Annotated in this window: 18 protein-coding genes; 11 read left to right on the top strand and 7 right to left on the bottom strand. The window is 60.5% G+C overall.

The features are described 5' to 3' along the window. The first annotated feature begins 320 nt into the window (after positions 1-320). From R1T44_RS12590 to R1T44_RS12600, 3 genes are read left to right on the top strand one after another with little or no spacing between them, the layout of a single operon-like run. Positions 321-1,736, top strand: coding sequence for a cytochrome ubiquinol oxidase subunit I (locus R1T44_RS12590; RefSeq protein ID WP_035160064.1), 1,416 nt, complete (start codon positions 321-323; stop codon positions 1,734-1,736). Positions 1,737-1,753: 17 nt separating this feature from the next. Continuing rightward, complete coding sequence (gene cydB, locus R1T44_RS12595) at positions 1,754-2,761, top strand: cytochrome d ubiquinol oxidase subunit II (RefSeq protein ID WP_024952510.1); 1,008 nt, start codon at positions 1,754-1,756, stop codon at positions 2,759-2,761. 11 nt (positions 2,762-2,772) lie between these two features. Then, a complete protein-coding gene (locus R1T44_RS12600) occupies positions 2,773-2,985 on the top strand; it encodes a DUF2474 domain-containing protein (protein ID WP_024952509.1) in 213 nt (70 codons plus the stop codon). A 166-nt stretch (positions 2,986-3,151) separates the two neighbouring features. Here the strand turns inward: R1T44_RS12600 and R1T44_RS12605 are convergent, their stop codons facing one another. The 6 genes from R1T44_RS12605 to R1T44_RS12630 all read right to left on the bottom strand — a co-directional run bounded on the left by R1T44_RS12605 (position 3,152) and on the right by R1T44_RS12630 (position 10,432). Beyond that, positions 3,152-3,535, bottom strand: a complete 384-nt coding sequence (locus tag R1T44_RS12605; RefSeq protein ID WP_131432364.1) for a RidA family protein — start codon at positions 3,533-3,535, stop codon at positions 3,152-3,154. 97 nt (positions 3,536-3,632) lie between these two features. Then, entirely contained in the window at positions 3,633-4,421 is a 789-nt protein-coding gene (locus R1T44_RS12610; protein ID WP_107336417.1) for a DUF3726 domain-containing protein, read from the bottom strand. Further along, on the bottom strand, positions 4,418-6,217 hold the full coding sequence (locus R1T44_RS12615) for a hypothetical protein (protein ID WP_205741733.1): 1,800 nt from the start codon (positions 6,215-6,217) through the stop codon (positions 4,418-4,420). The genes R1T44_RS12610 and R1T44_RS12615 overlap by 4 nt, the downstream gene beginning before the upstream one ends. Before the next feature lies 1 nt (position 6,218). Continuing rightward, on the bottom strand, positions 6,219-7,835 hold the full coding sequence (locus tag R1T44_RS12620) for a BCCT family transporter (RefSeq protein ID WP_131432365.1): 1,617 nt from the start codon (positions 7,833-7,835) through the stop codon (positions 6,219-6,221). A gap of 119 nt (positions 7,836-7,954) precedes the next feature. Then, positions 7,955-8,956, bottom strand: coding sequence for a dipeptidase (locus R1T44_RS12625; RefSeq protein ID WP_205741734.1), 1,002 nt, complete (start codon positions 8,954-8,956; stop codon positions 7,955-7,957). Between the two features lie 9 nt (positions 8,957-8,965). Continuing rightward, the gene (locus R1T44_RS12630; RefSeq protein ID WP_288387997.1) at positions 8,966-10,432 is read right to left on the bottom strand and encodes an aldehyde dehydrogenase family protein; all 1,467 of its coding nucleotides are present in this window, start codon (positions 10,430-10,432) and stop codon (positions 8,966-8,968) included. A 114-nt stretch (positions 10,433-10,546) separates the two neighbouring features. Between R1T44_RS12630 and R1T44_RS12635 the strand changes: the two genes are divergently transcribed. The 6 genes from R1T44_RS12635 (at position 10,547) to R1T44_RS12660 (ending at position 14,228) form a co-directional block, all read left to right on the top strand. Further along, positions 10,547-11,428 (top strand): LysR family transcriptional regulator, encoded by an 882-nt coding sequence (locus R1T44_RS12635; RefSeq protein ID WP_131432367.1) that lies wholly within the window; start codon positions 10,547-10,549, stop codon positions 11,426-11,428. Positions 11,429-11,580: 152 nt separating this feature from the next. Next, positions 11,581-12,045, top strand: coding sequence for a methylenetetrahydrofolate reductase C-terminal domain-containing protein (locus R1T44_RS12640; RefSeq protein WP_077373944.1), 465 nt, complete (start codon positions 11,581-11,583; stop codon positions 12,043-12,045). Further along, positions 12,042-13,046 (top strand): methylenetetrahydrofolate reductase, encoded by a 1,005-nt coding sequence (locus tag R1T44_RS12645; protein ID WP_317292133.1) that lies wholly within the window; start codon positions 12,042-12,044, stop codon positions 13,044-13,046. Before R1T44_RS12640 ends, R1T44_RS12645 begins: the two co-directional genes overlap by 4 nt. Before the next feature lie 53 nt (positions 13,047-13,099). After that, complete coding sequence (locus R1T44_RS12650) at positions 13,100-13,282, top strand: hypothetical protein (protein ID WP_054556200.1); 183 nt, start codon at positions 13,100-13,102, stop codon at positions 13,280-13,282. 32 nt (positions 13,283-13,314) lie between these two features. Then, a complete protein-coding gene (gene parS, locus R1T44_RS12655; RefSeq protein ID WP_024952500.1) occupies positions 13,315-13,767 on the top strand; it encodes a type II RES/Xre toxin-antitoxin system antitoxin in 453 nt (150 codons plus the stop codon). Continuing rightward, complete coding sequence (locus R1T44_RS12660) at positions 13,764-14,228, top strand: RES family NAD+ phosphorylase (protein ID WP_131432370.1); 465 nt, start codon at positions 13,764-13,766, stop codon at positions 14,226-14,228. The genes parS and R1T44_RS12660 overlap by 4 nt, the downstream gene beginning before the upstream one ends. Before the next feature lie 695 nt (positions 14,229-14,923). Here the strand turns inward: R1T44_RS12660 and R1T44_RS12665 are convergent. Next, on the bottom strand, positions 14,924-15,838 hold the full coding sequence (locus R1T44_RS12665) for a LysR substrate-binding domain-containing protein (RefSeq protein WP_131432371.1): 915 nt from the start codon (positions 15,836-15,838) through the stop codon (positions 14,924-14,926). Positions 15,839-15,968: 130 nt separating this feature from the next. Here R1T44_RS12665 and betC point away from each other — a divergent pair, with 130 nt between their 5' ends. Both betC and betT read left to right on the top strand, forming a co-directional pair. Beyond that, positions 15,969-17,492: a choline-sulfatase gene (betC, locus tag R1T44_RS12670; protein ID WP_288388076.1), complete on the top strand. Its 1,524-nt coding sequence runs from the start codon at positions 15,969-15,971 to the stop codon at positions 17,490-17,492. A 60-nt stretch (positions 17,493-17,552) separates the two neighbouring features. Continuing rightward, a complete protein-coding gene (betT, locus tag R1T44_RS12675) occupies positions 17,553-19,679 on the top strand; it encodes a choline BCCT transporter BetT (RefSeq protein WP_288388075.1) in 2,127 nt (708 codons plus the stop codon). Positions 19,680-19,805: the final 126 nt, after the last annotated feature.

The raw sequence follows: 19,805 nt of genomic DNA on the forward strand, positions 1-19,805 counted from the left end.
CCCTTAAGGAAGCGCCAGAGCCCGCCATGGCGGGGCCTGCCGCCAAGGGCGATACGACAAGCATCTGATCCCGTCATGGTGCTGACGTGAATCAGAGTGCGCCCTCCTGACCGGCTCGCCTTGCTGGCTTCTCGCCATACCACCTGGCTGGCCGACTGACTGGCTCACGGGCATTTAACGACCTACCAAGATTCAGCTTGCAACTGATATGGTTTTTTCTCGCACAACTGAGCCTGTTATGGCTTCCGGCGGCTCCCTAGAGTAGCGGCGAAGATTCAGGCAGGGCCGTCCCCCTTGCCGCCTACTCAGGAGACATTGCCATGTTCGGCACCGAGGCCATCGACCTGGCCAGGATACAGTTCGCCTTCACCATCTCGTTTCACATCATCTTCCCGGCCATCACCATTGGCCTCGCCAGCTATCTGGCGGTACTGGAAGGCATGTGGTTGAAGACAGGCACACAGGTCTACCGCAACCTCTATCATTTCTGGTCGAAGATTTTCGCGGTCAACTTCGCGATGGGTGTGGTGTCAGGACTGGTCATGGCCTACCAGTTCGGCACGCATTGGAGCGGCTTCTCGGCCTTTGCCGGCAGCGTGACCGGGCCACTGCTGACCTATGAAGTGCTGACCGCCTTCTTTCTCGAAGCCGGCTTCCTCGGCGTGATGCTGTTTGGCTGGAATCGCGTCGGCCGCGGCCTGCACTTCTTCTCGACCTGCATGGTGGCGCTCGGCACCCTGGTCTCGATGTTCTGGATCCTGTCGTCCAACAGCTGGATGCAGACCCCTCAGGGGCATGAGGTCATCGATGGCATCGTCGTGCCGGTCGACTGGCTCGCGATCGTCTTCAATCCCTCCTTCCCCTATCGCCTGGCCCACATGGCACTGGCCTCCTTCCTGAGCACCTCGCTGTTCGTCGCTGCCTCCGCCGCCTGGTTGCTGCTCAAGAAACGCGACACCCCGGAAGTGCGCAAGATGCTCGTCATGGCGGTGCTGATGTTGATGGTGACCGCCCCGCTGCAGGCCTTCGTCGGCGACATGCATGGCCTGAATACGCTCAAGCATCAACCGGCCAAGATCGCGGCCATCGAAGGCCATTGGGACAACAGCCATGGGGAACCGACGCCGTTGATCCTGTTCGGTGTGCCCGACATGCAGCGCGAAGAGACGCGATTTGCGCTCGAGATTCCGGCCCTCGGCAGCCTGCTGTTGATGCATGACATCGACAAACAGGTGCCGGCGCTCAAGGACTTCCCCGCCGCCGACCGCCCCAATTCGACCGTCGTGTTCTGGAGCTTCCGCCTGATGGTCGGCCTGGGCCTTGCGATGATTCTGCTCGGCCTCTCGGGTGTCTATCTGGCTCGCAAGGGCAGGCTCTTCACCTCGCGGCGCTGGCTGAGGCTGGCCGTCGCCATGGGGCCGGCCGGGCTGATCGCGATACTCGCAGGCTGGTTCACCACCGAAGTCGGCCGCCAGCCGTGGGTGATCTACGGCTTGATGAGAACGGAAGATGCCGTCTCAGCCCACAGTGCCGTTCACCTCAGCATCAGCCTGACAGCCTTTGTCACGGTCTACTTCATCGTCTTCGGCACGGGGATCAACTACATCTTCAAGCTGATCAAGAAAGGGCCTGAGGGTGATGACAGCCACGCCCCCAGCGGCGGCCCCGGCAAGCCACGCACGCCATCCCGCCCACTGTCGGCCATCGAGGAATCTCTCGACGGCACCACTCACTGACCGGAGCGATGAACGCTATGGGTATCGACCTTTCTGTCATCTGGGCGGGCATCATCCTGTTCGGCCTGATGATGTACGTGATCATGGACGGCTTTGATCTGGGCATCGGCATTCTCTTCCCGTGGGTGGAGGAAAAGGTGGACCGCGATGTGATGATGAATACCGTGGCGCCCGTGTGGGATGGCAACGAGACATGGCTGGTGCTGGGCGGCGCGGGGCTGTTCGCGGCCTTCCCGCTGGCCTACGCCGTCTTGCTGGAAGCCCTGAGCATTCCTCTTGTCGCCATGTTGATCGGCCTCATCTTCCGCGGTGTCGCCTTCGAATTTCGCTTCAAGGCCTCGGATGCGAGTCGCCACTGGTGGGACAAGGCCTTCGTGGGCGGCTCGGTGCTGGCTACCTTCAGTCAAGGCGTCGCACTGGGAGGCTACATCCAGGGCATCGCCTTCGATGGGGTTCACTTCAGCGGCGGTTCGCTGGACTGGCTGTCACCCTTCCCGCTGTTCTGCGGTGTGGCGCTGCTGTTCACCTATGCATTGCTCGGCAGCACCTGGCTGATCATGAAGACCGAAGGCATTCTCCAGGCGCGCATGTTTGCCCTGACGCGCCCGCTGACGCTGTGGGTATTGATCATGATCGCGGCCGTCAGTCTGTGGACTCCGCTGGCCCACCCCGCCATCGCCGAACGCTGGTTCACGCTGCCGCAGCTGTTCTGGTTCCTGCCGGTGCCAGTGCTGGTAGTGCTGGCTGGTTATGCGCTGATCCGCGCCGTCGCCTTTGAATATCATGCCCAGCCTTTCCTGCTGGTGCTGGCCTTGATCTTCCTGGGCTACAGCGGTTTCGGCATCAGCATGTGGCCTGACATCATTCCCGGTCATGTGACGATCTGGGAAGCGGCCTCTCCGCCACAAAGCCAGGGCTTTGCCCTCGTCGGCACGCTCTTCATCCTGCCGATCATCCTGGTGTATACCGCGTGGAGCTACTTCGTGTTCAAGGGCAAGGTCCGTCATACCGATGGCTACCATTGAGAGGTGCTGACATGACATCCCCGACACACGAGTCACCCTCAGCACCACTGCATACCCCCACAGCCAGACCCGGCGGTGAGCCATCCGGGACGCCCGCGCGCCCGGCCAGCTGGCTCAGCAAGATCGGCTGGCTGGTGCTGATCTGGGGAGGCAGCGTAAGCGCGCTGGGCCTCGTCTCTCTGGCACTGCGTCGCTTCATGCAGGCCGCGGGCCTTACGCCCTGAAAGCAGCGAAAGAAGACATCAAGTAGACACAAAAAGACGCCGGAGCAGCGAATGCTCCGGCGTCTTTCTTGTTGGTCTGGGGGCTTGGTGAACCGATTGACCTGAATGACGAGTCAATGCAGGGCGCAAACGTGACGGGTCACTCCCTCCCCCCATCACGGCGACTTTAGACATCAACCTCCAGTGCGGCATAGGCGACCATCTCGACCAGCATCTCTTCGCGTGCAAACCCGGAGACGATGATGGCAGCCCGGTTGGGATAGGGCTCACGCACATAATCTGCATAGAGGCTATTCACTGTCGCCAGGTGCTCGCGATCAGTCACATAGATCAGCACCTGAGTCAGCGAGGAGGCGTCACCACCGGCGCATTCCAGGGTATGAATCAGATTATCCAGCGTCTGGCGGGTCTGGGCAGCAATCCCGCCCTCCACGACATTGCCGGCGGCATCGATAGGAATCTGGGCAGTGAACAGGATGCCATTGCCGACACTCGCCCATGACAGGGGTGCACGAGAAGCAAAAAGATCGGTCTTGACGGGATGAACCATGGGTATTCCTCGAGAATCTTTCGATGGCGCACTCCATGACCCGCCGGCGCAAGAGCGGCGGATCATGGAATGATGGGACGTATTGAGAGGCGAGAGGTCAGTCGTTGTCGGTGGAACCGGCGCCGGCACCACTGCGAGAATCTTCCGTTGCCTCGACCAGCAGGCGTGTCGAGAGTGCTTTCAGGCGTGACCAGAGTTCGTCATCCACCTCGATGCCTTCCTGCATGGCTCGTTGGCGACAGGCGAGCAGCTTCGACTCTTCATGACAGGCCAGCAGGTCGACGTCATAGTCGGAGCGAAGGGATGGCAGCAGGTCGACATGGTTGGCCATCACCAGCGTGATGCCATCATTGGGCTCATTTTCTTCTGGCACTTCACGCACGGCATAGACCCGTATCTCGGGGACCGAGCTGTTGGCTCTGAAGCCCACGACCTGCTCGATCATGGGGCAGCCGACCGCCTCGTCCACGTCCTGGGCGTTGCGCCAGAAGGCGGTGACATTCATGCCGCGCCCCGCAAGGCGCGCCAGATAACCCATGATCAGCTGCCGATTGTGGCAATGCTGGATCTTGATGACGGCGAGGCCACGCGCACGTGCCTTGGCGAAGCCGAGTTCCAGCGCCAGCGATGAGCTCTTCAATACGCTGTGACCGTGGCTGTCGAGTACCGCAAGGTCGCCATCGGCATAGACGATCTCCGGCGGACGCTCATCGGTATCCTCCAGCAAGAAACGCAGTCCGCGATTGAGCGCCGCCAGCCCTTCCAGCTCATAGAGCTGCATCCAGGCCACCATGTCGGCGGCGTCACCGGCGTCACCGTCTTCAAAGCCCATCGCCTGAAAGGCCTTGCGACACAGTCCGTGAAGCTCGTTGTAGGAGACCTTCATGACATTCCTCCCACTGTCGTGGTATTGACCTGCCGAGGGTCGGCGGTCATCTCTGACAGCACCGTGCGCGCAATCTGTGGAGCCAGCGGGAAGCTCCAATCATCAAATGCGACAGGATCCTGCGGCTCGGCGTTGAGTTCCTCCACCAGCGGAGCCCCCTGGAAGAGCGTGATACGCACCCAACGATCAGACTTCGGATCGAAACGACTGGCACCGAAGAACGATAGCTTGGTCCGCAACAGGTGCATGGGCTTCATGTCGCGCGCCCACAGATTGGCGCGTATCTCGCCGAAACTCGTGCTGGCCATGCTCTGAATGCGGCGAACGATATCCTTGTGACGCGGGCAATGGATCAGGAATTCCACCACCAAGGCACGAGGGTGATCTTCCAGGTACTGACTGATCGCCGCATGGGTATCGGCGACACGCGGGGCAATCGCCAGTTTCATTTCCTTGTCGGCACCTGCCTCCCTGTCGCGGACTCCCAGACGGGGCTCCTCCTTCTCAACCGAGCGATACCAGAACCAGTGGCGATTCTCGGCGAGTGAAAAATCAACGCGCAACGCCCAGTCGTAGTGCGTTTCGATCACCTGTTTGAGGTGAACCAGCGGCATGTCCGGGGTCAGCTCCAGGCTTTCCTCCACGGCCATCAGGTCCTCATAGCGGTCGACGATGCTCGGATACAGCTCCAGCAGCAGAGTGTTCACCAGCTCCTGAGCCTCGAGCCCATGCTGCTGGTGACTCCAGTCGATCAGCTCCTGCCAGAGCTCCGGCGACAGCGGCACGAGTTCGAGCCATGTCATCAGCTCAGGCAAGGACGCCACCGTGGCCTGGTTGCGCAGGGTCTGCTCGTGATCGTCCGTGACCGTCTGGCGCAGATGAGTCTCGGCGCGCTTGAGGAGTGCCAGCAGACGTGAACGCTCCTGCTCTCCCGGCACCTGTGCCGTCACCTCGGCAAGCGCCAGTTCTCGGCTTTCCACCCAGCGCTGTACCAGCTGCGGATGATTGATCAGGAACGGTGCCATCCCAAGGCCGGTGGAGTTGCCGATGCCCAGATAGCGCTTCAATGAGGTTGCCAGAGGTGCGGCGGTCTCGGGAGCCCGGGCACGGGCCATGTGCTCTATCTGCTGGATCGAGAAGTGACGCAGCAGATAGACGCCCAGCATCTGGGCAGAAAATGGCCGATGGAAATCCGCGTTGTCCTTGAGACGGTCATAGTCCGCGATGCCGAACTTGCCATTGCCATAGACGGCCGTAGTCCGATACAGATAGCCGACCCGGGTCAGCCATTCAGGATCAGGTTGCTGGCCTGCACTCAGTGCCTCCAGGAAGCTTGCGAAGTTACGCAAGCTACGGTTGGCACGCGAAAGGACCAGCAGTCTGGGATGCTGGCGCCCGGCTTCCTGCAACGGCACATTGGCCGCCATCTGCTCAAGAAGCGCATCATCCACGTCACCCTCCACTACGCCGAAGGTGACATCCCAGGCTTCGGCGATGACGCGGTCAGAGCGTGCGGAATCCTCAAGTGCCTGAGAGAATATGACGCCGTGATAGCGCTTGCTGGGCGTCTGCAGGCAGTAGATCGCCACACCGTGACCGAGGGCATCCAGTTCGAAGCGGGTCGTGGTGATCTTCCATTTTTCATGTGCCATCTGGCGCACCAGACTTCTCACGAAACTCAGACGACTGGCATGCAGGCTGCCGAGGCGCTCCAGCTGCATCACATCGTCCGGTGCCCGCAGTCGCAGACGTTGCTCGGTGGATGAGAGGCGTGCGCCCTGGTGATTGCGAGACATATCAACGCTCTCCTGCGTCTTCCGGGGCCGGCATGGCTGACCGCTGGCTGGTGATTCCCTGCGCACGTGCCATCGCGAAGGCTGATTGAGGTCCTGTCCACAATGAGGGCAGCAGCACCAGCGAGACAGGGATGGCCGTGATGACGATGAACTGCTGAAGCGCACTGATCTGACCGGCCCCCATATAGAGGAGTATCGCAGCCATCAACGCCATGCTGATGCCCCAGAAGGCACGCACCAGCGGGCTGGGGTCATCGTGTCCGGCACTGACGACGGCGATCGCGTAGCTCATCGAGTCACCGGTGGTGGCGACGAAGATGGTGGTCAGCGTCAGGATGGCAGCTGCCATTGCGGTCCCGCCGGGCAATGCCTGCGCCACGGTGAGGGTCGCGACATCGAACTGGAAGTTGTTGAGCGCTTCGGTGAGGTCGATCACGCCGGTGAACTGATAGAAGATGCCCGCCCCGCCCAGCAGGGTGAACCAGACAGCGGTGGCCAGTGGCGCCAGCACGGCAACGGTCAGGATCATCTGACGGATGGTTCTGCCCTTGGAGATGCGCGCCACGAAGATCGCCATCAGCGGGCCATAGCCGAGGAACCAGGCAAAGAAGAAGACGGTCCACCACTGCATCCACCAGTCTGGAGCGCTCTGTGCCGTCATGGTCGACATGGTGAAGAACGAGCTCAGATACTCGCCAAAGCCCTGGGTGAAGGCATTGACCATGAACAGGGTCGGCCCGAAGACGAAGATTACCGCTGCCACGCCCAGCGCCAGGAAGACGTTGAAGCGCGACATGATCTGGATGCCCTTGTCGATGCCGGTCACGGCCGAGGTCACATAGATCACCCCGAGCACTACCAGCACGCTCAGCTGCGTCGAATAATCATTGGTCACGCCAAAGAGCTCATGCAGGCCGAAGCTGACCTGGGTGGCCAGAAAACCGATGGGGCCCACCGTTCCTGCCACCACGGCGATGACGCACATGGCATCCACCACCCCGCCCAGCTTACCCTTCATGATCTTCTCGCCGAACACGGGATACAGCAGCGTTCTCGGCTGCAGAGGCTGACCCTTGTCGTAATGGGCATGCGCTAGCACGATGGCAGTCAAGCTGCCCAGAATGGCCCAGGCAAGAAAGCCCCAGTGCATGAAGGATTGCGCCAGTGCAGGCGCGATGGCGTTCGCAGTGCCCGGCTCGGTATCAAAGGCAGGTGGCGTCACCAGGAAGTGGTACACCGGTTCGCCGGCAGCGAAGAAGACCCCGCCTCCCGCCAGCAAGGTGCACATGATGATCGACACCCACTTGAAGGTGGATAGCTCAGGCGTTCGCGTGCCACCGATACGGGCACTGGCCGCAGGCGTTGCGGTCAGCCCCAGGGCAATGAAGAAGGTGAGCAGCAACAGAATCTGGAAGTAGCTGCCCAGTGTTCTGGCGGTCCAGGCAAAGCCGGCACTGATGGCTTGCGCGACCCCTTCAAGATCAAACAGGGACAGGCCGACGAACAGCAGTATGAAGCCGATGCTGCAGGTCAGAACGACAGGGTCGCCAAAGCGGTACTGACCTTCCGGTAACGCATCCGACGTGGCGGACGTCGTGGTCTTGCGAGATGAAGTCATGTGGCATTCCTCTGACGAGCTCTCGTCATTGGCAGGCATTTATTATGGTTGTTGGTTGCCGAGCGATACCCTGAGGATTCCTGGCTCGGCACAGGTGCCATGGCATAGCGTTACGGCGATCAGGCAGGCGCGGTCTCCTGACGGGTCGCGGCGCGCTCGAGGAGCGCGACCCAGTTCTTGCCCATGATGCCGGCCACTTCGTCCTCGGACATGCCGACCTTGCGCAAACCAGCAATCAGGTTGGGGAAGTCACGACTGTCTCGTAGCCAGGACAGCGGGCGCGGCCAGTCAGCGTTGCTGGCACTGCCTTCACCGTAATCCATATCCTTGGACCAGCGGCCATTGCGCATCCACTCCAGAATAGACACCGGTTGGTTCTGGCACAGGTCGGTACCGATCCCCAGGTGCTCGACGCCCATCAGGTCTGCGGTTCTGGCGATCATTTCGCAGTATTCGGTCAGGGTACAGTCGGAGCCATTGTGCAAGTGGAAGGGATACGCCGAGAACCCCAGCAGACCATCACTCTCCGCGATGGCCTTGAGCACCTTGTCGGATTTGTTGCGCTTTGCCGGGTGGAAGCTTTCCGGGTTGGCATGGGAAATGATCACGGGGCGCTCGGATATCTCGATCGCCTCGAGCGTGGAGCGCTCTGCGCTGTGTGACATGTCGATGACCATGCCGACGCGATTCATCTCACGGATCACCTGGCGTCCGAAGCGTGTGATCCCGCTGTCTTCCGCCTCATAACACCCGCAGGCCAGCAGACTCTGGTTGTTGTAGGTCAGCTGCATGATCATCAACCCGAGGTCACGCATCACCTCGACCATGTCGATATCGTCCTCGATGGGGGAGCAGTTCTGCGCCCCCAGGATGATGCCGACACGCCCACTGGCCTGTGCAACCGCGATGTCCTGCGGCACATGCACGGGCATGATCAGATCAGGCCAGGCCTCGAAACGACGATTCCACTCGCCAAGACGCGACAACGTCTCTCGCGTCGTCTCGTGGTACACGAGGGTGGCATGCACGGCGTCCAGCCCGCCTTCACGCATCTGTTCAAATATCTCGCGTGACCAGTTGGAATACTGCAGGCCATCGATCGTCAGCATTGTCTTTGACATGGGGCCTCCTCACGCCTTGATGTAGCAGGTCTTCACGACGGTGTAGAACTCTCGCGCGTATCGCCCCTGCTCACGAGGCCCGAAACTTGAAGCCTTACGTCCGCCGAAGGGCACGTGGTAATCAGTTCCTGCAGTCGGCAGGTTCACCATCACGCAGCCGGTCTCGGCACGCGCCTTGAAGCTGCTGGCCAGTTTCAGGGAGTTGGTGATGATGCCCGCCGTGAGCCCGAAGTGTGTGTCATTGAGCACATTGATGGCCTCTTCTGCGTCGCTCACCTTGATGACACAGGCGATGGGACCGAAGATCTCCTCGCGATTGATGGCCATGTCGTTGCTGGTATTTACCAGCAACGCCGGGCTCATGAAGTAGCCCTCGGTGGCGCACTCCACACGCTCGCCGCCGCAGACCAACGTTGCGCCCTCTTGCTGCGCGCGCTGTACCCAGGACAGGTTGGACTCGAGCTGCTTGGCATCGACTGCAGGCCCCATGTGCACGCCCTCTTCCAATGCGTGGCCGACGCGTACCTGAGACAGGCGCTGAGTCAGCTTTTCCACGAACTCGTCATGGACTGATTCCATCACGATCAGCCGCGAAGATGCCGTGCATTTCTGCCCAGTGCCTGAGTAGGCACCATTGAAGGCTGCCTCGACGGCCAGCTCCATGTCGGCATCATCGGCGATGATCAGGGCGTTCTTGGAGCCCATTTCCAGCTGGCACTTGACCAGATTGGCGGCAGTGGCCGCCGCCACTCGACGTCCCACTTCCAGAGAGCCGGTGAAGGACAGGGCATGAATGTCAGGGCTGGAGATCAGTTCATCCCCGATGCTGCTGCCCGGGCCCATCACCAAATTGAAAGTGCCTGCCGGGAGTGACTGGCGATGAATGATTTCGGTCAGCGCCCATGCGCTCGCAGGGACCAGATTGGCCGGCTTGAAGACGACCGAGTTGCCGAAGGCCAGCGCAGGCGCAATCTTCCAGACCGCTGTCGCCATCGGGAAATTCCAGGGGCTGATCACACCGACGACACCGACGGGTTCCCGACGGACCTCGACCTCAACGCCAGGACGCACCGAGTCTGCGCGCTCATCAATCTGGCGCAGCACTTCAGCGCCGTAGTAATGGAAGAACTGCCCGGAGCGATGTACCTCACCCACTCCCTCCGCCAGGGTCTTGCCCTCCTCACGTGCCAACAGCTCACCCAACTCCGCCTTGCGTGCGATCAGCTCATCGCCGATGGCCATCAACACGGAATAACGTTGCTCGAGACCCGACTGGGCCCATTGTGCCTGGCCACGCTTGGCCGCCTGGATGGCATCGGCAACCTGATCGACACTGGCCTGCGCATATTGGCCGATGACATCACGGGTATCGGACGGATTGAGATTGGCGATGCTGCCCTGACCTGCGACCCACTGACCATCGATGTAGAGATCGTGAGCAGCGGCGTGAGTGGCGGTAGTGGTGTGGTGTGACATGTGAACCTCCTTGAACGCGGTGACAACAGACTAGGAGGACCAGAGGGATAAAGATAATCAATAATAAATACCCTATGATAAATTTCCCTTACCACTTTGAAGAGGATCGACGCGATGGTCGCAGAGCTGAAGATCACGCCACTGCGCTATGTCCTGGCAGTGGTGGATCACGGTGGTTTTCACGCTGCCTCTCGTTATCTGCATCGCACGCAGCCAGCCCTGTCGATGGCCATCCGCGAGCTGGAAAACCGCCTAGGGGAGGCACTGTTCGAGAAGGGTGCCAAGGCGACCCTGACCCCCTATGGCAGCTACTGCGTGCCGCGCTTTCGGGAGCTGATCAATCAGCATGATCGTCTGAGCCGGGAACTACAGGCGCGCGCCGCCAAGGAGGCAGGCCAACTGGACATGGCAGTGGTGCCGTCAGTGGCCAGCCGACTGATGCCGAAACTGCTCTCCGAGTTCGTCAGTCGCTATCCGGGGATCAAGGTCGGCCTCCACGATGGAAACGCCGATTTTGTCCGCGAGCAGGTCATCAGCGGTCAGGTCGACATCGGCATCACCAGCCTGTGGGGATTGGAGGAAGAACTGCTCTTTCATCCCTTGTTCCATGACGAAGTCGGCGTGGTCTGCCGTGACGATCACCCCCTGGCCGAGCGCCAGACTCTGACATGGCAAGCACTGGAGACAGAATCCCTGATCGGCAATGGCACCTCGCGGCTGTTGCAGGGCACGGCGGCCGAGTCACTGCTCGAAATGCATGCCTTGTATATCTCCAACATGATTTCGCTGACAGCCACGCTGGTCGCCGGGATGGGGGTCACGACGCTGCCCCGCCTGGCATTTCCGCAGGAATATGAGCGCCTGCGGTTCATTGAGCTCGCTGAACCGCGGGTCAGTCGCGAAGTGGGCCTGATTCGCCGCAAGGGCGCCAGCTTGTCGCCGGCGGCGCAGGCCATGGAGAGCTTCATCATTGAAAGCCTCGGCGCCGAACAATGAGTCCTTCATGGCCCGTCGCCTGCGCCTTATCCTGCGCCTTTCGATAGTGACGCTGTCGCCCACGGGATGTCGGCCCGGGTGGCGGCCATGCGAAGATAGCGCTCCGAAACGCCCAGGGCGTTACCCCCGCCAGGTTTTGACAGGAGGCATGCGTGTATTCGATTCGTCTGTGGGCCGCACGTCACGCGCGATTGCTGGAGCTCACCTATCAGGCCGTCGAGCCGGTGATCATCAAACTGCAGCCGCTGTGGAAGTCCGTCGGTTACGCACGCGCCGAGAAGCCCGTCGCCAGACTGGAGCAAGCCTGCAAGGGCTTGCTGTTTGACTGTCAGATGTGTGGCCAGTGCATTCTGAGTTCGACCGGCATGTCCTGCTCAATGAACTGCCCCAAGCACCTGCGCAACGGCCCCTGCGGCGGTGTCATGCAGAATGGCAACTGTGAAGTCGAACCGGACACGCGCTGCGTGTGGGTGGAAGCCTGGGAAGGCAGCCAGCGGATGAAGGACAACGACGCGATCCAGATCGTGCAGTTGCCGGTGGACCATCGCCTGCAGGGCACCTCATCCTGGCTGCGCGTGGCTCGGCAAGCCGCTGAACGCCGAGAGAGCCTGAAATGACCTCCAGACTCACTATCCCGGACAACACCCAACCGCCACCTACCGAGCGCGATAGCAACGTAGGTCACCTGGAGAGAGTGCTTCGCAGCGGTCAGTTTGCCGTCACCGCCGAGCTGGCACCGCCCGACTCGGCCGATCCACAGGAGGTGAATGCGCGCGCGCAGTTGTTTGCCGGCCATGTGGATGCCATGAACGCCACCGATGGCTCGGGCGCCAACTGCCATATGTCGAGCATGGCGATGTGTGCCCTGCTGGCCCGCGAAGGCCATGAGACGGTGATGCAGATCTCGTGTCGTGACAGAAACCGCATCGCCATCCAAGGCGATGTGCTGGGCGCTGCGGCACTGGGCATCCGCAATCTGCTATGCCTGACCGGAGATGGCGTGCAGGTCGGGGATCACCCCGAGGCCAAGCCGGTGTACGACCTCGACTCCCTGTCACTGCTGGAAATCGTCGCCGGGCTGCGTGACAAGCACGCCTTTGCCAGCGGCCGAGCACTGACCTCAGCGCCCCCGGTATTTCTCGGCGCAGCCGCCAACCCCTTCGCCCCGCCCTTCGCGTTTCGCCCTCACCGTCTGGCCAAGAAGATTGCCGCCGGCGCCCAGTTCATCCAGACACAGTACTGCTTCGACCTGCCGCGCTTTCAGGACTTCATGCATCGTGCCCGTGATCTGGGCCTGCTGGAGAAATGCTTCATCCTGCCCGGCGTCGGCCCGCTGGCCTCGGCACGCACCGCCGAGTGGATGCGCCGCCATGTTCCCGGCGTGCATATCCCGGATGACGTGCTCAAGCGCTTGGAGGGAGCCCGGGATCAGAAGGCGGAGGGCCGTGATATCTGCATCGAGATGATCCAGCAGCTGCGTGAGATCGAGGGCGTCAGCGGCGTGCATATCATGGCGCATCGTCAGGAAGCCTTCGTGCCCGAGATCATCCAGCGCGCGGACATTCTGGGGGCGCGTATGCCATGGACACCCGAACCTCGCCCAACCCCTTCTCCGTAAACCCGCTAGCCTGTGATTGATAGCGTCAAACTTCAGGAAGCAATGACAGGGTGATGACCAACAACAAGATTGATATCCGCTCGGGCACCCTTGTCGATATCGCGTTGGCGAGGCTGGTGGCGGCGTTCGTGTTCTTCTGTCTGATGCCTGTTCAGGTTTTGGCCTACGGCCAGTACTACCTCAGGAAGCCGACAAACGATACGAGATGCTGTCAAATGAATCATCTGATACCCTGAAGAGGTATCAGATGAAGTCACGGGAGAGAGCTATGCAAGCCGCTATCAAAGAGTATCGCCCAAAACCAGCCGCTCGGAAGGACGACTTCTGGAGGGCTCTGGGTCTTCCCTCGCGTGGAGCCAAGCTGCATGAAGCGCTGAGTGCCGGCATCTCGTACAAAGTCTATACCAAGCTCACCGAGGCCTCCGGGCTTGAGAGCAAGGAGTTGGCACGGTATGTGGTCATTCCTCCGGCAACCCTGAAGCGTCGTGCCGATACTGGCTACTTCAAACCTGCCGAGGGCGATCGGCTTTACCGTTTCGCTGAGGTGTACAAGAGCGCGGTGGACCTGTTCGAAGGCGACAAGGCGAAGGCGAAAGAATGGTTGCTCAGCCCCGTGCGTGGGCTGGGGGGCCGTCGACCGGTCGAGATGGTGGCTACCACTGCTGGCGCCGAAGCCGTTCTAGATCTGATCGGCCGGCTTGAGCATGGCGTCTTTGCATGACTGTGGTGCGCGGTTATCGGCTCGTTAAGCGGAAGTGGCTAAAGACAGCCTTTGATGGGGAAGGGGCTCGGCTGTACGGCGGGCGCTGGAACAGCAAAGGCAAGGCCTGTGTGTACCTCGCGAGCACAGAGTCATTGGCCATGCTCGAGGTGATGGTTCACCTGGAAGACAATCAGCTGCTGAAGGAGTATGCGCTCCTGGAGGTGACATTCCGGGAGGAGGTACTAATGCAGCTCCCGGAGGACGTTCTGCCAGCAGATTGGCGAGCTGAGCCGGCGCCACCCTCCACAGCCGAGATCGGTGACGACTGGCTTGAGGGACAGTCGAGCCTAGCTCTGGCGGTTCCGAGTGTGGTCGCGCCCCGAGAAACGAACTATCTCGTTAATCCAGAGCACCCCGCTTTTCTGGTGCTGGCCCAGAGTGCCGAAGAGGTCGAATTCACTCCAGATCGTCGCCTGTAGCGCCCGCTCCTCAGTGTCAGCGCTTCCCTTGGACCGGGAAAGCCGTGTGTTGCCCTTTCTTTCTCTCAGAAGCGCTATTACCTCGCTCCTTCGCCCCTCTGACACTTTATGCCTGCACAGCAATCGAGAGAAAGACGTTGCCCTTCCAACATGATGACGCTACCTCTTGCGGAGTCGAAATGCTGGGGCAGTCGGATAGCGATTCTTGCTGTACCCTGCCGTTGATGGCTGGGGAGGTTCGGGCTGGGTTTTCCATCCACGCGGATGCGGAACTTGATCACGTCCTGGGCCTCACCGAACACCTGATCTCTCACCTCAGCGCCAGCTACTTCTGTCGAGCCAAGGGCGACAGCATGGTGGGCTATAGCATTCATGATTAGGTTTTGCTTAGCGATGACAAATCGCTGGTGGCTGTGACAAGCGACATCATTGTGGTTGCCCTCGACAGTGAGCTGACCTGCAAGCAGCTGGGCCAATGGCATGGCCAGCCGGCATTGCTGTCGGGGGGGGGGCCCCGAGCACCAGCCTATCACGCTGCGTGGCGGAGAGTTTAAGGCTTGGGCATAGTAACCCACACATCCATTATCGCCGTCGCCGAGGCCGAATGATCGGGTTTCAAAAATGCTTGTAGCCTTACCGAGAGGGTCATGCTGCTTTGGAGCAATCATCAATACCGACACGGGCCACGTCACTTCTCATGAGACCTCTGCTACCGGCGTTGTAAAACTCACCTTGATCCAGTCCATCAGTGCCTGTTTGGACGCAGAGTGCTCATCGGGATTTACGTCGATCAATGCGTACCCGCAATCGGTACTCAGCCCAAATTCCTCCAGCGCGATCAGGACGCCCGATGCCAGCGCTTCTTCACACAGGCCCTGCCAGCCAAGTGCGATACCCTGCCCTGCGGCGGCGGCCTGCAATAGCAGAGGGTAATTGTTCAGTGTCAGTTCGCGTTGCCCGCCATCCCCATGAATGCCCTGCGCGGCGAGATAGGTCGGCCAATCCATCCAGGCCTGGCCCTGTTCCGCCGTCAAGGTGAGCAGGGGCAAATGGCTGAGTTGCTCGAGGCTCTCGATCGGGCCGTGCCGCTCCAGGAATGCCGGACTGCAGACAGGAAAGACGCGTTCGCGCAACAGCCGTGGCTGGGGGTCATCAGCCCCTCGAAACAGGATGGCGACATCCATCTCCTGCATTGAGTGATCCAACACGCCCTGATTGGTCATGAAACGCACATCAATGCTCGGATTCAGGCGCCGGAATTCCGTAAGGTGCGGCATCAACCAGGCACTGGCGAAGGCAAAGTCCGTCAGCAGATTGAGCGGGCCACAGGTCTGCGGGTGCTGAATATGATTGATGCTCTGCTCGATGACATCGAAGCCTTCCGTCACACCCTTGAACAGCTCCTCACCGGCCTCTGTCAGACGTACCCCGCGATGCACCCGCCGAAAGAGCGCGACGCCCAACGAAGATTCAAGCGCCTTGATCTGCTGACTCACGGCGGACTGGGTGGAGCGCAATTCCTGAGCGGCACGCGTGAACGCCAGATGACGAGCCGCCACCTCAAATACACGCAATAGATTGGGTGACACATGCCGGCCGATGTTTGCCATAAACTCTGCTAATACCTCGAATTAAAAAACAGCCAGTTTACAGGTCATTGGCCACCAGTGAGACTCGCTCGGTGCATTGAACCCCCGATGCGACATGTCCCACATCCAATAATAAGCCAGAGGCCTCAAGATGACTCGACAGCCCAATATCCTGTTTCTCATGGCAGACCAGATGACTGCTTCCTGCCTGCCCTTCTACGGTCATCCGCTGGTCAAGACACCGCACCTTTCGCGCCTGGCAAGCCAAGGTGTCGTCTTCGATGCGGCCTACTGCAACAGCCCCCTCTGTGCTCCGTCACGCTTCACGCTGATGACCGGCCAGCTGCCCTCCCGCATCGGTGGCTTCGACAATGCAGCCGACCTGGCAGCCGACATTCCGACCTTCGCTCATTACCTGCGTGATGCCGGCTACAAGACTGCTCTCTCCGGCAAGATGCACTTCTGCGGCCCGGACCAGCTGCACGGGTTCGAGCAACGCCTGACCACCGATATCTATCCGGCCGACTATGGCTGGTTCGTGGACTGGGAGAACTTCGACAAGCGCCCGACCTACTATCACAACATGTCATCGGTCATTCAGGCTGGGCCTGCCGTGCGCACCAACCAGCTGGACTTCGATGATGAAGTCGCCTTCCGTGCCCGCCGCTACCTGTACGATCAGGCACGCAGCGCCGATGAGCGGCCCTTCTGCCTGACTGTCTCGCTGACGCACCCGCACGATCCATACGCCATCCCTCAGCAATACTGGGACCGCTACCGGCATGAAGATATCGACATGCCGACGCTGACCTACCAGTCCGCGCCACGTGACCCGCATTCCGAACGCCTGCGTTACGTCTATCAGATGCAGGAAGGTACGGTGAACGAAGCGCAGATCCGCAATGCCCGGCATGCCTACTACGGCGCCATCAGCTACGTGGACGATCAGATCGGCACCATTCTGGCGACGCTGGAAGAGACGGGGCTGGATGACAACACCATCATCGTGTTCTCGGGCGATCACGGCGACATGCTGGGAGAACGTGGCCTCTGGTACAAGATGAGCTGGTTCGAGAATTCCGCCCGTGTGCCGATGATCGTGCATACCCCCAGCCACTTCAGCCCCGCGCGGGTCAGCGCCTGTGTCTCGACCATGGACCTGCTGCCGACCTTCGCCGAGCTGGCCGGCTACGGCACACCGCCCGATTACGCCGCACCGCTGGATGGCCGCAGCCTCGTACCACACCTTGAAGGCAAGGAAGGCCATGACGAGGTCATCGGTGAGTACATGGGCGAAGGCGCGGTGGCTCCGCTGATCATGATCCGTCGCGACTCCTACAAGTTCATCCACTCTCCCGCCGACCCTGACCAGCTCTACGACCTGTCTCATGATCCGCTGGAAGTGGAGAATCTCGCCGATTCCCCCCTGCATGCCGAGCTCATGGCAGAGCTGCGCGCGGAGGTCGCCGAGCGCTGGGACATGCCGCAACTCCATGAAGCGGTCCTGGCCAGCCAGCGCCGTCGGCGTCTGGTGTCACGTGCCCTGTCCAGGGGCAAGACCACCGCCTGGGATCACGACCCACAATTCGATGCCAGCACTCAGTACATGCGCAATACCATTGATCTCGATGACCTTGAGCGCCGTTCACGCTTCCCCGAAGCCCCTGCCTGCTGATGGCCAAGCCACGCTGCTGGCAACTCACTCACCTCGTTCATTTTCTTCGGGAGCTTGAGCATGACACCAAAGGATGCAGCGCATCATGTCGCGCATGATGCGCCCCAGACAGACTCGGGTAGCCACCTGAATCATGCGGTCTTTCGCTACTCTCTGATCGCCATCGTACTGCTCGTGGTCTACGCCATGGGCTTCACGGAACAGGCCACCGCCTTCTTCAAGCATTGCCTGGACTGGATCGGCAACACCTTCGGCTGGTACTACATGCTGGCCGTCACACTCTATGTCGTGTTCGTGGTCGGTATCGGCTTGTCCCGCTTCGGCCGCATTCGACTGGGGCCAGACCACTCACGGCCAGAGTTCTCGACGCTTTCCTGGTCGGCCATGCTGTTCGCGGCAGGTATCGGTGGCGCCATTCTGTTCTTCGTGGTCTCCGAACCACTCTCACACTTCCTGACACCGCCAGGCGGTCCCGGGACCAGCGAAGAGATGCAGCGCCGTGCCATCGTGCAGACCTTCATGCACTGGGGCATTTCCGGCTGGGGCGTCTTCGTGGTGATGGGCATGGCACTGGCCTATTTCAGCTATCGCCATCGACTGCCGCTGGCCATCCGCTCGACACTCTTCCCGCTGCTCGGCAAGCGCATCTATGGCCCCATCGGCAACGCGGTGGACATCACCGCCGTTCTGGCCACCGTCTTCGGCATCGCCACCGCCCTCGGAATTGGCGTGATGCAGATGAACTACGGTCTGAACTATCTGTTCGGTGTCGGTGAAGGGCTGGTCTCGCAGCTTCTGATCATCATCATGGTGATCGTACTGGGCACGCTTTCGGTGATCTCCGGCGTAGAGAAAGGCATCCGCAGGCTATCGGAACTGAACCTGCTGCTGGTCGGAGGACTGGTACTGTTCGTGATGCTCCAGGGCCCCACGCTGCACCTGCTCAATGCACTGGTGACCAATGTCGGCGACTATGCCAGCGCCTATCTCGGCCTGAGTTTTGAAACCTACGCCTATGCCCCCGACAAGCAGCCATGGTTCAACAGCTGGACCGTCTTCTTCTGGGGCTTCTGGATTTCCTGGGCACCGTTCGTCGGCCTGTTCCTGGCGCGTATCTCGCGAGGACGCACCATTCGCCAGTTCGTCGCCGGCGCTCTGTTCATCCCGCTGTCCTTCATCATGATCATGATGAGTGTCTTCGGTAACTCGGCCATCGAGCTGGTGCAGTCCGGTGTCGTGGAACTGGGCGAGCAGGCACTCAATACGCCGCAGACCAGCATCTATACCTTCCTGGAACAACTGCCCGGCGTGGGCTTTACCGCCAGCCTTCTGACACTTCTGAGCATCGTGTTCTTCGTGACCTCTGCCGATTCCGGCGCCCTGGTACTCTCCAATTTCACCTATGTGCTGCGTGACGTGAACCACGATGCCCCCATACGGCTGCGTATCTTCTGGTCCGTTGTCATCGGCGTGATCACCATTGCGCTATTGATGGCCGGTGGCCTGCAGACACTGCAAAGCGTTGCCGTGATCACGGCTCTGCCATTCTCTGCGGTCATTTTCCTGGTGATGATCAGCATGTACCGCGCGCTGAGCATCGAAAGCGACAAGGCCGAAGCGCGCCAGATGGTGTCCATCGTCAGCGGTGAAGACAGTGACTGGCGTGAGCGGCTATCACGGACATTGGATGGCTCGACACGACATGGCGCTGCCAGCCTGCTCAAGCATTCGGTACGCCCGGCATTGCAGCAGCTGGCCAGCGAGCTGCAGGCTCATGGCCATCAGGCCTCGGTCACGGAGCGCGACAGTGAAGAAATAGAGGGTGGCTGCCCGACGCTGCAGGTCGATTTCCCCGGTGCCCCCAGCTTCCTGTATCAGGTGCGCCCATGCCGCATGCGGACTCCCAGCTTCCTGCCTGCGGACGATGACTACTACCTGCGCCTGGATGTGCATCTCGCCGAAGGCGGCATCGGTCAGGACCTCAATGGCTTCACACGCAATCAGGTGATCCATGACGTGCTGAATGAATATCAGCGCCACCTGCTGTTCCTCAGCCAGGTCGATGCCACCCTCAACCTGGCCAATATCCCGGGGGGACACATGATGAATGAGCCGGTCGATGATGCCTCTCAGCAACCGGTATCGGGTGCGCAATCTCCCTCGGCACCACTGGCAGGACGCACCTGATATTCGCGACTCCATCAAGCGTCTTTCAGTGACAATGCTACTGGCATGAAAACGATACGGGCACCCTGATCAGGGCGCCCGTATCGTTTTCATTTTCGCGTACACGACTCACGTTGGCATGTCGTT

This window comes from Cobetia amphilecti (assembly GCF_032923285.1).
Classification (GTDB): Bacteria; Pseudomonadota; Gammaproteobacteria; order Pseudomonadales; family Halomonadaceae; genus Cobetia; species Cobetia amphilecti.

Bases quoted from the DNA above. Each gene is read 5' to 3' on its own strand.
- R1T44_RS12590 (WP_035160064.1), top strand. From the start codon at position 321: ATGTTCGGCACCGAGGCCATCGACCTGGCCAGGATACAGTTCGCCTTC.
- cydB (WP_024952510.1), top strand. From the start codon at position 1,754: ATGGGTATCGACCTTTCTGTCATCTGGGCGGGCATCATCCTGTTCGGC.
- R1T44_RS12600 (WP_024952509.1), top strand. From the start codon at position 2,773: ATGACATCCCCGACACACGAGTCACCCTCAGCACCACTGCATACCCCC.
- R1T44_RS12605 (WP_131432364.1), bottom strand. From the start codon at position 3,535: ATGGTTCATCCCGTCAAGACCGATCTTTTTGCTTCTCGTGCACCCCTG.
- R1T44_RS12610 (WP_107336417.1), bottom strand. From the start codon at position 4,421: ATGAAGGTCTCCTACAACGAGCTTCACGGACTGTGTCGCAAGGCCTTT.
- R1T44_RS12615 (WP_205741733.1), bottom strand. From the start codon at position 6,217: ATGTCTCGCAATCACCAGGGCGCACGCCTCTCATCCACCGAGCAACGT.
- R1T44_RS12620 (WP_131432365.1), bottom strand. From the start codon at position 7,835: ATGACTTCATCTCGCAAGACCACGACGTCCGCCACGTCGGATGCGTTA.
- R1T44_RS12625 (WP_205741734.1), bottom strand. From the start codon at position 8,956: ATGTCAAAGACAATGCTGACGATCGATGGCCTGCAGTATTCCAACTGG.
- R1T44_RS12630 (WP_288387997.1), bottom strand. From the start codon at position 10,432: ATGTCACACCACACCACTACCGCCACTCACGCCGCTGCTCACGATCTC.
- R1T44_RS12635 (WP_131432367.1), top strand. From the start codon at position 10,547: ATGGTCGCAGAGCTGAAGATCACGCCACTGCGCTATGTCCTGGCAGTG.
- R1T44_RS12645 (WP_317292133.1), top strand. From the start codon at position 12,042: ATGACCTCCAGACTCACTATCCCGGACAACACCCAACCGCCACCTACC.
- R1T44_RS12650 (WP_054556200.1), top strand. From the start codon at position 13,100: ATGACCAACAACAAGATTGATATCCGCTCGGGCACCCTTGTCGATATC.
- parS (WP_024952500.1), top strand. From the start codon at position 13,315: ATGCAAGCCGCTATCAAAGAGTATCGCCCAAAACCAGCCGCTCGGAAG.
- R1T44_RS12660 (WP_131432370.1), top strand. From the start codon at position 13,764: ATGACTGTGGTGCGCGGTTATCGGCTCGTTAAGCGGAAGTGGCTAAAG.
- R1T44_RS12665 (WP_131432371.1), bottom strand. From the start codon at position 15,838: ATGGCAAACATCGGCCGGCATGTGTCACCCAATCTATTGCGTGTATTT.
- betC (WP_288388076.1), top strand. From the start codon at position 15,969: ATGACTCGACAGCCCAATATCCTGTTTCTCATGGCAGACCAGATGACT.
- betT (WP_288388075.1), top strand. From the start codon at position 17,553: ATGACACCAAAGGATGCAGCGCATCATGTCGCGCATGATGCGCCCCAG.